The following is a 14,110-nucleotide window of genomic DNA, read 5'->3' on the forward strand; positions in this document are numbered from 1 at the left end:
CCGGTCATGCCGATTCAGGTCAGCACCGCGACGGCTGCCGACAGCGCAGAAGTCGCGGCCGTCGCCGCCCGCACCTTCCCACTCGCATGTCCACCCTCCTCAACGCCGGAGGACATCGCGGCATTCATCGCGGCCAACCTCAGCACGAGCAACTTCGACAAGTACATCCGAGAGCACCGGGTACTGGCAGCACGTGAGAACGACGTCATCATCGGGTACGCGATGCTCGTGGACGGCGTCGCCGAGGATCCCGACGTGCAGCGGGCCGTCACCCTGCGGCCCGCGATGCAGCTCTCCAAGATGTATGTGCTGCCCGAATTCCATCAGGCCGGGGTGGCGGGCGCGCTGATGGACGCGGCCCTTGCCGAAGCCGCCGCGCGCGGCGCGACGGGAGTCTGGCTGGGCGTCAACCAGGAAAATGAACGCGCGCAGCGCTTTTACGCCAAGCACGGCTTCAACCGCAGCGGCACCAAAACATTCCAGGTGGGCGAGCGTCTGGAGAACGACTACGTGATGCAGCGGGTCATAGAGAACTCGGTAGCGGCGCCGCGCTGAGCGCCAGCAGCCGTGAGGTGGCGCGCAAGTATTTCTTGCGGAAACCGCCGGCCACCATCTCGTCATCGAAGATCGTGTCCAGCTTCGCCCCCGAGGCCTCGACCGGAATGCCCGCGTCGTACAGACGATCCGTCAGGGCAACGATCCGCAGCGCCACCGCCTGATCGTGCACCTGCTCCACGCCCGCGATGAACACCGCTGTCACCCCTTCGATCAGCGTCAGATACCGCGACGGATGCATGCTCGCCAAGTGCCGGCATAGATCGTCGAACTGGTCGAAGGTAGCGCCATCGATGGATGCCGCCAGCCCACGAAGCTCGTCATCGGTGTGCGGCTCGGGAGCCGGTGGTAGGTCGCGGTGCCGGTAATCGGGCCCCTCGACCCGCACGGTGTTGAAGATCGCCGACAGCGTGTTGATCTCGCGCAGGAAGTCCTGTGCCGCGAAGCGACCCTCACCGAGCTGCTCGGGCAGCGTGTTGGAGGTCGCGGCAATCGACACTCCGCGCGCCACCAGCTCCGAGAGCAGCCGCGACACCAGCGTGGTGTTGCCTGGGTCATCCAGCTCGAACTCGTCGATGCACACCACCGTGTAGTCCGACAGCAGCTCGATGCACTCCAGGAAGCCGAAGACTCCTGCTACCTGCGTCAATTCTCCGAAGCTCGCGAACGCCTTGGGGCCGGGAACGGTGTGATAGATCGATGCCAAGAGGTGCGTCTTACCGACACCGAACCCGCCGTCGAGATAGATCCCGACCCCGGGCAGTACCTCGCGCTTGCCGAACAGCTTCTTCTTACCCGCACGGCGGGTCGTCGCCTCCTGAGCGAAAGCGCGGCACGATTCCACCGCCGCGGCCTGCGTCGGCTCGTTGGGGTCGGGCCGGTACGAGTCGAAACTCACCGAAGTGAACGTCGGAGGCGGCACCAGCTGGGCAATCAGCCGCTCGTTGGAGACGGTGGGGTGCCGGTCAGCAAGGTGCTGGAGGGTCAATGCGGCACCGGATTGCGGATCAGTCACACGGGCAGCGTAACGGCGTGTTGAGATCTCTTTGTGGCCGACAGTGACGGTGAAGAGGCGATTCGGGGCCCGGCTGGGATACAGCTCACACAGCTGACCACCGGCACACCCGCGGATCCCAGCGAGCTGGCCGACCTGTACGACTACCCCGAAGGCAATGCACTTTGCTTGCGCGCCAACATGATTGGCAGCCTGGACGGCGCGGCGACGGTCACCGGATTGTCCGGCGGACTTGGCGGCGACGGCGATCGCGCGGTGTTCGCGGCCATGCGCGCCAACGCCGATGTGATTCTCGTCGGGGCGGGCACCGTGCGGGCCGAGCGCTATCACGGCGCGCATCTGCCGGTCGGGCTGCGCCAGCGCCGCCAGGCCCGCGGACAGGGTGAGGTTCCGGTGATTGCCGTGGTCACGGGGTCGGGAACGGTGGACCCAAGCACTCCCCTGTTCACCGAGTCGGAGGTCGCGCCCATCGTGGTGACCACAGCGGCCGGGGCAGCGAACGTCGCCTCACGCGTGTCCGATGCGCAGGTCCTCGTCGCCGAGCATGCCGGGAAGGTCGATCTGCGCGCCGCGTTGGCAGAGCTGCACCGTCGCGGCCTGTCCCGGGTGCTGTGTGAGGGCGGCCCGTCATTGCTCGGCACCCTGCTCGCGGCCGATCTCGTCGACGAGCTTTGTCTGACGGTGGCGCCCACCACGGTCGGCGGCGGTGGGGCCCGGATCGTGTCCAGCCCCACCGAAGTACTCACGTCATGGCGGCGGGTGTTGCTGCTCGCGGATGCGGACGGTTACCTCTTCACGCGGCACGTCCGGGCTTGAGGAACATTCACCCGATACTGTGGTCGGCATGCGTGCACGGCTGACGGGGGCGATGGCGGTTGCCGTGATACTGGCTGGGTGTGCTCCCGGCCCCTCGGCGGGACCGCATTTCGCCATGGACGAGGGCCACGGAAATGTCGGCCCCGCCACCACAGCACCGCCGGACGGCCCGCCGTCCATCGACAAACCGAAGGTCGACCTGTCCTGGCAGGACTGCACCCGTGAGGTGCTCGGCAGCGCCAACATCACCACGTCGCCGACATTCACGCTCGAATGCGCCGAGTACAAGGCCCCGCTGGATCCGATCAACGGCGCACCGGGCAGCGTGACCCTGGGCGCGGTGCGTGCCAAGACCTCGCAGACACCTGCCGACGCGGGCCCGCTGGTGTTCACCACCGGCTCGGATCTCCCCTCCTCGGTGCAGCTGGCGACATGGCTCAATGGCCCCGGTGCACAGGTGCTCAAGCAACGTCCCGTCGTCGCGGTCGATCGCCGCGGTATCGGACGATCCGACGCCATCACGTGCCGTGACACCTGGGATCTGCGGGATATGCGGGACCTGGCGCAAAACCGTGGCGGAGACGATCCGGTAGCGAGCCTGGGCAAGATCGTCGAGACGGCGACCACCAACTGCACCGACACCATCTCCCCCGGCGACTCCGCCTACAACGACGCGCACGCCGCAGAAGACCTGGAGGCGCTCCGCGCCCAATGGGATGTGCCCAACCTGGCGCTCCTCGGCATCGGCAGTGGTGCCCGAGTCGCACTGGCGTACGCGGGATCCCATCCCAACAAGGTCGCCCGGCTGATGCTCGACTCGCCGGTGGCCGCCGACATCACCGCCGAGGCCGCCGCCGAGCAGCGACTCAAGGGCCAGCAATCCGCATTCGACGCATTCGCGGCCCAGTGTGTGGCGAACAACTGCCCACTGGGACCCGATCCCGCGGGTGCCGTCGGCGACCTGCTGAACCGCGCTCAGAACGGCGGACTGCCGTGGTCGCGGGCGACGGTTGTCAGGGCGATCACCACCGCGCTGGCATATCCGGTCGGCGACGGCACCGCCGTCGTGCAGAACCTCGCGAATGCGCTGAACGCGGCGCGCGGCCCCGATAGCGGCGCGCTCACCCCGCTGGTGGACCGGGCCAACGCACTGCGCGATTCCGACGGGCAGTTCGTGAACTCGTGCAGTGACTCGCTGGCACGGCCCACCCCCGACCGGGTACGCGAGCTGGTGGTGGCCTGGGGTAAGCAGTACCCGCTGTTCGGGCGCACGTCCGCCCTCGAACTGGTGAACTGCCTGCAATGGCCCAGCGGATCCAAGCCGAACCCTCCGCAGGACCTGAAGATCAACGTGCTCATCCTGGGCGGGCAACACGACCCGATCTCCGGCAGCGAGGGCGTCTCGGCGACCGCCGCGGTAATCATCAACGCCAAGGCGGCCAGCAAGCGCGTCATGTGGCAGGGCATCGGCCACGGCGCGATTGTCTACACCGGATGCGCGCAGCCGCCCGCCCTGGCATATCTCAACGACGGAAAGCTCCCCGAGACCGACACGTTCTGCCCGGCCTAGTCGTACTTGCCGGAACTGCACTGGGCGCTCAAGGTACGGTGCCTGCGTGGTGTCAGTCGATACGTTCATTTCGGGCTTCAAGAACTCGTTGAAACCTCCGACCGCACCGCCATCGGTCGCGACGATCCTGCGGTCGGTGCTGTGGCCCGTCGCGATCATGTCGATCATTCACCGCGCCTACGTGCTGGGCACCAACGGCTACATCACCGACGACTTCGGGCCGGTGTACCGCGCCGTCATCGCCTTCAAACGGCATCAGCCGGTGTACAACGAGAACTTCAGCTACGTCGATCCGCACTACATCTACCCACCCGGCGGCACACTGCTGCTCTCCCCGTTCGGGTATCTGCCCGTTGACGCGTCGCGGTACTGGTTCATCAGCATCAACGCCGTCGCCATCGTGATCGCGGCCTACTTCCTGCTGCGGCTGTTCAACTTCACACTGGCCTCGGTGGCCGCGCCCGCGCTGCTACTGGCCATGTTCTGCACCGAGAGTGTCACCAACACACTGGTTTTCACCAACATCAACGGTGTGATGCTGCTGCTTGAGGTGCTGTTCTTCCGCTGGATGCTCAATGGGAACGCGAAGTCCGATTGGCTGGCCGGTGTCGCGATCGGGCTGACGCTGGTGATCAAGCCGCTGCTGTTACCGCTGCTGTTGTTGCCGCTACTCAACCGGCAGTGGCGGGTGTTCGTGGCCGCTTTCGGCATCCCCGCGTTCTTCAACGCGGTCGCCATGTTCGGCCCGCACAAGGTCAGGATCGTCGACGGCTGGGACTACTTGCGGCGCACGGTGAAATACCTGGGCGAAACCCGCGATTACTTCAACAGCTCCATCGCCGGAAACGCCGTGTACTACGGCCTTCCCGCACCATTGACCGCCGTGCTGCGCATCGCGTTCCTACTGATCGCCCTGGTGAGTGTGTGGTTGCTGTACAAGTACTACCGCCGCCGCGACCCCCGGTTCTGGGCGCTGACCACCGGTGGTGTGGTGCTGACGGCCTCGTTCCTGCTGCTGGGGCTGGGCCAGGGCTACTACTCGATGGCGCTGTTCCCGTTCGTGATGACGATCGTGCTGCCCAACTCGGTGTTGCGGAACTGGCCGGCATGGCTGGCGATCTACGGGTTCTTCTCCATGGACCGCTGGCTACTGGTGCACTGGCCCACCACGGGCCGCGCCCTGGAGTATCTGAAGATCACCTACGGATGGTGCCTGCTGCTAATCGTCGTGATGATGGTGCTGGTGCTTCGGTACCGGGATGCCAAGGCCGCTGGCACACTGGATAGTGGGCTGGATCCAGACTGGATGAGCGCGGCGATAGGCACTAAGGAGTCAGCGGACGATGACGACATCGAACGACCCGAAGGTGAATCTGACCGACGAGCAGTGGCGGGAGCGACTGACTCCTGACGAGTTCGCGGTGCTGCGCCGCGCCGGCACCGAACGCCCTTTCGTCGGTGAATACACTGACACCAAGACCGAGGGCGTGTACGCCTGCCGAGCATGCGGGGCCGAACTGTTCCGCAGTACCGAGAAGTTCGAATCCCATTGCGGCTGGCCGTCTTTCTTCGACCCGGCCAACTCGGACGCGGTAATCCTGAAGCCGGACAAGTCGCTGGGCATGCGCCGCGTCGAGGTGCTGTGCGCCAACTGCCACAGCCACCTGGGGCACGTGTTCGAGGGCGAGGGATATCCCACGCCCACCGATCAGCGCTACTGCATTAACTCGATCTCCCTACGCCTGCAGACCGCCGAAACCTAGGTTGTGGCGGTTTCGTCTCGCACAAATTCGCCATAACCTCGGTCTCGGCGAAATGGCCTAGGGAAGCCGGGCGACGAGTTCCTCGGCGGAGACCCGCGGGCCGGTGAAGAACGGCGTCTCCTCGCGCACGTGCAACCGGGCCTCGGTGGCACGCAAATCGCGCATCAGGTCGACGATGCGATACAGCTCGGGTGCCTCGAAGGCCAGCAGCCATTCGTAGTCGCCGAGCGCGAAGGCGGGCACGGTGTTGGCACGCACATCCTTGTAGGCACGCGCGGCGATACCGTGATCGGCGAGCATCTTGCGCCGCTCCTCATCGGGCAACAGGTACCAATCGTAAGAGCGCACAAAGGGATACACGCAGATGTAGGCGCCGGGCTCCTCCCCCGCGAGAAACGCCGGGATGTGGCTCTTGTTGAACTCGGCCGGACGGTGCAGGGCCGCATTGCTCCACACCGGGGTGCTGGCCCGGCCCAGGGCGGTGGTGCGACGGAAATCGCTGTACAGCGCCTGCAGCTTCTCGATGGACTCGGCGTGCGACCAGATCATGAAGTCGGCGTCGGCGCGCAGGCCTGCCACGTCGTAGATGCCGCGAACCACGACACCATCGTCCTCATGCCGTTTGATCAGGGTGGCCACCTCGTCGGCGGCACCGTCGCGGTCCTCGCCCAACCCTCCTTCGCGCACCTGGAACACCGAGAACATCAGGTAGCGAATGGTCGAGTTGAGGGTGTCGAAATCGAGGCTAGCCATGCCCCCATCGTGCCACGCTGTCCTGTGCCGCTCGAGAGGCGGAGGACACACAAGCCGGTACTCCAATTCCGTCCAGGTACGAGCCAGCCACGGCGATCCCCGGCGGCAACCCGCCGCGGATGGCGTCAGCGACGTCAGCGTGGCCGGGTCCGTACTGCGGCATGGCGTCGATCCAGCGGGCCAGCGCCGTATCGATGGGCGTCACCGACGCGCCCAGCACGGTTTCGAGGTCGGTGACGGCCCAGTGCAGCAGCTGCTCGTCGGTGGTGGCTCGCGCCACGGTGTCGCCGAAACGCCCGTAGGACAAACGCACCACCTGGGTGCTTCGTCCGCGCATCCCCCATTTGCCGGTCGAGAACGTCAAGGCCTTGGTGTGTAGGGCTTCTCCGGATGCGACGAGCACGCCGGAGTTGGCCGGAATGGGGGCGCCGCCGGGCAACGTCAGTGCCACGACCACCGAGGACGCCACCGGGACGGCGCGCGCAGCCTCCGCCGATTCGGGTGCCACCGCATCGAGGATGTCCGCGGCGCGAGGCGCGGGCACCGCGACAACGACCACGTCCGCGTGCTCGGATGCGCCGTCGCCGGTGACCGCCCAACTCTCACCGTCACGCGCGATGCCGGTCACCGCGAGCCGCCGGTGTTCGGCGCGGGCGCGGCGCCAGAGTTCTTCCACCAGCACCGTGTAGCCGCCGTCGATGGCACCGAAGATGCCGGCGGCCGATATCGGCGGCAATGCTTGCCGGGCGGCGACCAGCAGGCTGCCGGCCCCCTCGTCGAGGGCCCGGGCTATCCCGGGCGCGGCGGTCCGCAGGCCGGTCGTCGCGGCCGAACCCGCGTACACCCCACCGAGCAGGGGGTCGACGAGCCGCGCGACCACCTGCGGCCCGAATCGCAGCGAGACCAGGTCGGCAACGGTGGGATCGGCGCCCACGGTCCAGTGCATATCGCGCTCAGGCTCGCTGTCGATGCGCGCCACGGTCTCCTCGTCGACGAGGCCGACCACCGAAGACCCCGAGGCCGGGATGCCGTTCACCGTTCGCGCGGGCAGCGGGTGCAGACTGCCGCCGGCGTAGATGAGCGGCCGCGCACCGGTGGTGTCGATCCTGCGGTCGGCCAGTCCCAGTTCATCCAGGAGATCCAGTACCTCGGGGCGCCGGGTGATGAATGCCTCGGCGCCGATGTCGACTCGATGCTCACCCAGGGTGATGGTGCGAAGGATTCCACCCAGCTGCTCGGCGGGGTCGTACACGGTGATGCGCGGACCATCGCCGAGTTCGCACCGCAGCCGATATGCCGCCGTCAACCCCGAAATACCGCCCCCCACAACGGCAATGGAGGGTGAGGACGACCGTGCCGCTGAGGTCACAACGAATGCACCAGCGCCACCGCATCGGTGAGGACTACCGGATCGGTATCCGGCAGCACGCCGTGTCCCAGATTGAAGATATGTCCCGCGGCACCGTCAGCCACTGCCTGGCGGCCCTCGGCGACAATCCGGCGCACCTCACGCTCCACCACCGGCCACCCGGCCAGCAGTACTGCTGGATCGAGATTGCCCTGCAAGGCTTTTCCAGCGCCGACCCGACCCGCCGCCACATCCAGCGGGGTGCGCCAGTCCACACCGACCACGGTAGCGCCGGCCTCTCCCATGGCGCCCAATAGCTCGGCGGTGCCCACTCCGAAGTGCGTCATGGGTACGCCCTCATGCGCGAATTCATCGAAAATCCTTGTGCTGTGCGGCAACACAGCTGAACGGTAGTCAGCCAGCGATAACGCACCGGCCCACGAGTCGAACAGTTGCAGCGCGTCCACACCGGCGTCGAGCTGTGCACGCAGGAAGGCGATGGTGACATCGGTCAACGCGGTCATCAAGGCATGCCAGGTCTGCGGGTCGCCCTGCAGCAGCGCCTTGGTGCGCTGATGGTGACGACTCGGGCCGCCCTCGACCAGATAGGAGGCCAGCGTGAAGGGGGCACCGGCAAAACCGATCAGTGGCGTCGCGCCCAGCTCGGCGACCAGCAGTCGCACGGCATCACTGACGGCCTCGACCTGTCCGGGCTCCAGGCGCGGCAGCTTCGCCACATCGGCGGTGGTGCGCACCGGGTTGGCGATCACGGGCCCCACATCCGGAACGATGTCCAGATCGATACCGGCCGCCTTGAGCGGGACCACGATGTCGGAGAACAAGATGGCGGCATCAACCTGGTGCCGGCGGATCGGCTGGAGCGTGATCTCGCAAACCAGTTCAGGATTAAAACAAGCGTCCAGCATGGCGTGGTCGGCGCGCACCGCGCGGTACTCGGGCAGCGAACGCCCGGCCTGCCGCATGAACCACACCGGGGGGCGGCTGGGGGCCCTTCCGGCGGCAGCCGCCAGATAGGGAGAAAGCGGCAGCTCACGACGGGTTTTTGCCTGCGTCGCGCGATCTTCATTCAATCCGGTCATCACTGCCCATGCTGCCATGGCAACCTTGCACGGCGCGCCTGCGGGAGCATGTCGGCCCAGCGCGCTACCGTCCATTGCTGTGACGTCTGCCGAACCAGCCCCGTTCCGCGCGGCGGTCGACGCGATGAACTCCGTGACCGTGCGTCCGGAGATCGAGCTGGGCACTATTCGTCCCCCGCAACGATTGGCTCCGTTCAGCTATGCGCTCGGCGCGGAAATCAAGCACCTCGACACCGATAACGTGCCCGAACAATCCGAAGGTGATGCGTTTGGCAGGCTAATCCTGCTGCACGACCCGGAGGGTGATGAGGCGTGGAACGGCACGATGCGGCTGGTCGCCTACATCCAGGCCGATCTGGACGCCACCGAGGCCGTGGACCCGTTGCTACCGGAAGTTGCGTGGAGCTGGCTCGTGGATGCCCTGAACACCCGCACCACGGATCTGACGGCGTTGGGTGGAACCGTGACCGCAACCACCTCGGTCCGTTACGGCGATATCGCCGGCCCGGGGCGCGCCCATCAGTTGGAGCTGCGGGCGTCCTGGACCGCCACCGGTACCGATATCGAAACCCACGTCGAGGCATTCTGCGAGGTGCTGGAGCATGCGGCGGGCCTGCCACCGGTAGGTGTGACCGACCTGGGGTCGCGCCACCGCGCTTAGCGCCTACGCTGCTGACTCAGATATGGACAACGACTCCGAGCTTCCCGAACCGACACCACTGCTTCGCCCCGCCGAAGGGGTGCCGCCAATCACCGCGTCAACGGATGAGATCCGTATGGCGGCTAAACGTTTAGCATCCGGGACGGGCGCATTTGCGGTCGACGCGGAGCGGGCCTCGGGATTCCGGTACTCCAACCGGGCCTACCTGATCCAGATTCGCCGCCGCGGAGCCGGAACCGTGCTGCTGGATCCGACCAACGTTCCGGACGCACTCGGGCCAATCGTCGAGGTGCTGGGTGCCGACGAGTGGATCTTGCACGCCGCCGACCAGGATCTGCCCTGCCTGGCCGAACTGGAAATGCGACCGCCGTCGCTCTATGACACCGAATTAGCCGGGCGGCTGGCCGGTTTCGAGAAGGTGAACCTGGCCGCGATGGTCCATCGACTGCTGGGACTGGGTCTGGCCAAGGGACATGGCGCCGCCGACTGGTCTAAACGTCCGCTACCGGACGATTGGCTCAACTATGCGGCGCTGGACGTCGAGGTGCTCGTCGAGCTACGCGAGAAGATCGCCGAAGTTCTGGCCGAACAAGACAAGACCGAGTGGGCCCGGCAGGAATTCGAGTACCTGGCGCACACACCGGCCTCGGCGACCCGACGGGACAACTGGCGTCGCACCTCCGGAATCCACAAGGTTCGCAAGCCCGGACAGTTGGCGGCGGTACGCGAATTATGGCTCAGCCGTGACGAACTGGCCCGGGCACGCGATGTGGCCCCTGGACGTACGCTGCCCGATTCGGCAATCGTGGAAGCTGCCATGGCAGATCCGAAGACACGCAACGAACTGATCGCTCTCCCGGTCTTCGGCGGCCCCCGGCAGAAACAGCAGGCCGACCGATGGCTCGCAGCGCTGGCGAAGGCACGCAACGCAGACGCCCCGCCGCCGGTCAATGAACCCACCACCGGGCCACCGCCGGTATCGCGGTGGTCGCGACGCAAGCCCGAGGCCTACGCCCGCCTGGAAGCCGCGCGCACGGCCCTGTCGGCGCTCTCCGAGCAGATCTCGGTACCCGTGGAAAACATCGTCACCCCGGAAATCGTGCGGCGGCTCTGCTGGGACTGGGACGGCAACGGAGACGTCGAGGAACTACTCGCCGGCCACGGCGCCCGCCCATGGCAGCGGGAACTGACCGTGCCGATACTGACCGAAGCGCTGACCGACTGAGCGCGCCGAAGGGCGGGACTCAGAGTTAGTCGACCTGCTGCGTGGCCGGGTTCACGGTGCTCTCCCCGATCTCGCGGCTCATCGCGGCCACCCAACCGGTGATCTTGCGGGCAATGTGCTGATCGGTCAAACCGAGCTGCTCAAGGACCTGCCCGCGCGATGCGTGATCCAGGAACTGTTGCGGCACACCAATATTGCGGGCCGGAATATCCACATCGGCATCCTGCATCGCCGCGGTCACCGCGCTACCCGCTCCGCCGTGCACGCCACTGTCTTCCAGCGTCACCACCAACCGGTGCTGGCGAGCCAGCTCGATCACATGACCGGGCACCGGAAGCACCCAGCGCGGATCGACGACGGTCACGCCGATCCCCTGCTTGCCGAGCCTCTCGGCCGTCGCCAACGCTGTCGAGGCGAACGAACCGACCGCCACCAACAGCACATCGGCGTGCAATCCGCTGAGCGGCCGCGCCAATATGTCGACACCATCGCGCCGCTCGACCGCCGGGATATCCTCCCCGACTTCGCCTTTCGGGAACCGCAGCGCGGTCGGTCCGTCATCGACCGCCAGCGCCTCGGTCAGCTCCTCACGCAGCCGCGACGCATCACGCGGCGCCGCGACCCGCATGCCGGGCACCACGTTCAGGATCGACAGGTCCCACATGCCGTTGTGGCTGGCCCCGTCGCTTCCCGTGATACCGGCCCGGTCCAGTACGAACGTCACCGGAAGCTTGTGCAGCGCAACGTCCATCATCACCTGATCGAACGCGCGGTTCAGGAAGGTGGAGTAGATCGCGACCACAGGGTGCAGACCGCCCATCGCGAGCCCGGCCGCGGAGGTGACGGCGTGCTGCTCGGCGATACCGACGTCGAACAGCCGATCGGGAAAACGCTCGCCGAACTTGCTGAGCCCGGTCGGGCCCGGCATGGCCGCGGTGATCGCCACGATGTTGCGATGTTCGCTCGCCACCTCGATGAGTGAGTCGGAGAACACCGATGTCCAGCCCGGCGCCGACGCCTTGATGGAGCGGCCGGTTTTCGGGTCGATGATGCCGGTGGAGTGCATCTGCTCGGCCTCGTCGTCCTCGGCCGGCGCGTACCCCATCCCCTTGCGGGTGATCACGTGCACGATGACCGGGCCACCGTATCCACGGGCGCGGCGCAACGCGTCCTCCACCGCCTGCTCGTCGTGGCCATCAACGGGTCCAACGTATTTGATGCCCAGATCGGTGAACATCACCTGCGGTGACACCGCGTCCTTGACCCCGACCTTGAGGCTGTGCATCAACGCATACGCCAGCGGTCCGACCACCGGCATACCGCGCAGCAGCTTCTTGCTCTCGTCGAGCACCTTCTCGTACGAGGGGGTGAGCCGCAGCCCCGCCAGGTGCGAAGCGAGCCCACCGATGGTCGGCGCATAGCTGCGCCCGTTGTCGTTGACGACGATGATGATGCGCCGATGCGCGGCGGCGGCGATGTTGTTCAGGGCCTCCCAGCACATGCCGCCGGTGAGCGCGCCGTCGCCGACCACCGCGACCACATGTCGGCGGCGCTGGCCGGTCAGTTCGAATGCCTTCGCGAGTCCATCGGCGTACGACAGCGCGGTCGAGGCGTGGCTGGATTCCACCCAGTCGTGCTCGCTTTCGGCACGCGATGGATATCCGGACAAGCCGTCCTTCTGCCGCAGCGTGTCGAAGTCGCCAGAACGCCCGGTGAGGATCTTGTGCACGTACGCCTGATGACCGGTGTCGAAGACAATCGGGTCATACGGGGACTCGAAGACGCGATGCAGGGCCAGAGTCAACTCGACGACGCCCAGGTTGGGTCCAAGGTGGCCGCCGGTCGCGGCGACCTTATGGATCAGGAACTCGCGGATCTCGTCGGCGAGTAAGTCCAGCTCTCGCTTCGAGAGACCCTGCAGGTCACCCGGTCCTCTGATGTCGTCAAGCATCAGGTCAGTCTACGCAGCGATTCAGATTCGGTCGCTTGGAGCGGAGCCAAAAACATCGGGTACTCCATCGTGATCTGCGTCAAGGGTCTCCTTGGCCTCGATCCGCCGATACGCGCGGTTACGCAGCCGCAGCACCACGGAGGCGACTGCCGCCGAGGTCAACGATCCGGCTAATACACCGACCTTGACGTGCTCGGCAGCCGACCCGGTGCCGAACGCCAGTTCGCCGATGAGCAGGGACACCGTAAATCCGATGCCCGCGAGCAGCGCCACGCCGGCGATGTCGAGCCAGCTGAGGTCGTCGTCGAGACTCGCGCGCGTGAACCGCGCCAGCAGGTAGGTGGTGAGGAAGATGCCAATAGGTTTACCCACCACCAGGCCCAGCACCACGCCCAGCGCCACCGGATCTCGCAGCGCCTGCCATAGCCCGGCGAAGCCGCCCAGGGTGACACCCGCGGCAAAGAATGCGAACACCGGCACCGCCACACCCGCGGACACCGGTCGCATCCGATGCTCGAATCGCTCGGCCATCCCATGTACATCGGTACGGCCATCACGCCTGAGGACAGGAACGGTGAATCCCAAGAGCACACCCGCCACCGTCGCGTGCACCCCCGAGGCGTGTACCAGCGCCCAGGTCGCCAGCGCCAGCGGTACCAGCAGCCACCATTCCCGGCGACGGCGCTGCACCGCCACCGCGAACAGCGCGAGCGGGACGAGCGCCAGGCCCAGCGGCGCCCAATGCAGCTCATCGGTGTAGAACACCGCGATCACGATGACGGCCAGCAGGTCGTCAACCACCGCCAGGGTGAGCAAGAAGGTGCGCAGCGCCGAGGGCAGATGGGTAGAAATCACGGCGAGCACAGCGAGCGCGAAGGCGATATCGGTGGCGGTCGGTATCGCCCAGCCACGCATGGCCTCTCCACCGCCCGGTGCGTTGACCGCCAGGTAGATGGCGGCCGGAACGAGCATGCCGCCGACCGCCGCGACGATCGGCAAGGCCGCTCGTCCCGGGTCGCGTAGATCGCCCGCCACGAACTCGCGTTTGAGTTCGACCCCCACGACGAAGAAGAAAATGGCCAACAGCCCGTCGGTCGCCCAGCCCGCCAGGGTGAGATTCAGGTGCAAACGCTCCGGCCCGACCGTGATGGCCCCCAGCCGGTAGTACCAGGAGCTCCACGGCGAGTTGGCCCACAGCAGTGCGGTCACCGCGGCCACCACCAGCAGCACACCGCCGACGGTTTCCTTGCGCAGGATCTCCGCGGCCCGAGAGGACTCCGCCCACGATCCGCGGGTGAAGACGCGTTGGCGCAGGCGCATGGCTCGGTGTCCGTTCCTTGTGGCAGGGCAAAG

13 protein-coding genes are annotated in these 14,110 nt (G+C 66.6%); 7 read left to right on the plus strand and 6 right to left on the minus strand.

The genetic code is table 11. The features are described 5' to 3' along the window. Positions 1–6: 6 nt before the first annotated feature. A complete protein-coding gene (locus tag RHO23_RS10220; RefSeq protein ID WP_423489030.1) occupies positions 7–555 on the plus strand; it encodes a GNAT family N-acetyltransferase in 549 nt (182 codons plus the stop codon). On the opposite strand, the gene zapE is transcribed toward RHO23_RS10220, so the two are convergent. Beyond that, positions 524–1,570 (minus strand): cell division protein ZapE, encoded by a 1,047-nt coding sequence (zapE, locus tag RHO23_RS10225; protein WP_030093757.1) that lies wholly within the window; start codon positions 1,568–1,570, stop codon positions 524–526. The two genes, RHO23_RS10220 and zapE, sit on opposite strands and share 32 nt — an antisense overlap. Positions 1,571–1,603: 33 nt before the next feature. On the opposite strand from zapE, the gene RHO23_RS10230 reads away from it, so the two are divergent. From RHO23_RS10230 to msrB, 4 genes are read left to right on the plus strand one after another with little or no spacing between them, the layout of a single operon-like run. Beyond that, positions 1,604–2,386 carry a pyrimidine reductase family protein gene (locus tag RHO23_RS10230; RefSeq protein WP_423489031.1) on the plus strand — a complete coding sequence of 261 codons (783 nt, stop codon included), beginning with the start codon at positions 1,604–1,606 and terminating at the stop codon, positions 2,384–2,386. Positions 2,387–2,414: 28 nt separating this feature from the next. Then, on the plus strand, positions 2,415–3,956 hold the full coding sequence (locus tag RHO23_RS10235; protein ID WP_046255845.1) for an alpha/beta hydrolase: 1,542 nt from the start codon (positions 2,415–2,417) through the stop codon (positions 3,954–3,956). 46 nt (positions 3,957–4,002) lie between these two features. Further along, positions 4,003–5,367: a glycosyltransferase family 87 protein gene (locus tag RHO23_RS10240; protein ID WP_423489032.1), complete on the plus strand. Its 1,365-nt coding sequence runs from the start codon at positions 4,003–4,005 to the stop codon at positions 5,365–5,367. Beyond that, a complete protein-coding gene (gene msrB, locus RHO23_RS10245; RefSeq protein ID WP_030093761.1) occupies positions 5,324–5,719 on the plus strand; it encodes a peptide-methionine (R)-S-oxide reductase MsrB in 396 nt (131 codons plus the stop codon). The genes RHO23_RS10240 and msrB overlap by 44 nt, the downstream gene beginning before the upstream one ends. Positions 5,720–5,776: 57 nt before the next feature. Here the strand turns inward: msrB and hemQ are convergent, their stop codons facing one another. From hemQ to hemE, 3 genes are read right to left on the minus strand one after another with little or no spacing between them, the layout of a single operon-like run. Then, positions 5,777–6,472: a hydrogen peroxide-dependent heme synthase gene (hemQ, locus tag RHO23_RS10250; protein WP_030093762.1), complete on the minus strand. Its 696-nt coding sequence runs from the start codon at positions 6,470–6,472 to the stop codon at positions 5,777–5,779. Further along, positions 6,465–7,799, minus strand: a complete 1,335-nt coding sequence (locus RHO23_RS10255) for a protoporphyrinogen oxidase (RefSeq protein ID WP_423489205.1) — start codon at positions 7,797–7,799, stop codon at positions 6,465–6,467. Before RHO23_RS10255 ends, hemQ begins: the two co-directional genes overlap by 8 nt. Positions 7,800–7,837: 38 nt before the next feature. Then, positions 7,838–8,938 carry a uroporphyrinogen decarboxylase gene (gene hemE, locus RHO23_RS10260; RefSeq protein ID WP_193601825.1) on the minus strand — a complete coding sequence of 367 codons (1,101 nt, stop codon included), beginning with the start codon at positions 8,936–8,938 and terminating at the stop codon, positions 7,838–7,840. A gap of 106 nt (positions 8,939–9,044) precedes the next feature. Between hemE and RHO23_RS10265 the strand changes: the two genes are divergently transcribed. Together RHO23_RS10265 and RHO23_RS10270 are read left to right on the plus strand one after the other, a co-directional pair. Beyond that, entirely contained in the window at positions 9,045–9,581 is a 537-nt protein-coding gene (locus RHO23_RS10265) for a DUF3000 domain-containing protein (protein WP_030093765.1), read from the plus strand. A 22-nt stretch (positions 9,582–9,603) separates the two neighbouring features. Beyond that, entirely contained in the window at positions 9,604–10,806 is a 1,203-nt protein-coding gene (locus tag RHO23_RS10270) for an HRDC domain-containing protein (RefSeq protein ID WP_423489033.1), read from the plus strand. A 25-nt stretch (positions 10,807–10,831) separates the two neighbouring features. On the opposite strand, the gene dxs is transcribed toward RHO23_RS10270, so the two are convergent. After that, the gene (gene dxs / locus RHO23_RS10275; RefSeq protein WP_030093767.1) at positions 10,832–12,757 is read right to left on the minus strand and encodes a 1-deoxy-D-xylulose-5-phosphate synthase; all 1,926 of its coding nucleotides are present in this window, start codon (positions 12,755–12,757) and stop codon (positions 10,832–10,834) included. A 21-nt stretch (positions 12,758–12,778) separates the two neighbouring features. Further along, positions 12,779–14,077: a Na+/H+ antiporter NhaA gene (nhaA, locus tag RHO23_RS10280; protein WP_217340288.1), complete on the minus strand. Its 1,299-nt coding sequence runs from the start codon at positions 14,075–14,077 to the stop codon at positions 12,779–12,781. Positions 14,078–14,110: the final 33 nt, after the last annotated feature.

The sequence above is a fragment of the Mycobacteroides sp. PCS013 genome, from assembly GCF_049532645.1.
GTDB classification, from domain to species: domain Bacteria; phylum Actinomycetota; class Actinomycetes; order Mycobacteriales; family Mycobacteriaceae; genus Mycobacterium; species Mycobacterium gwanakae.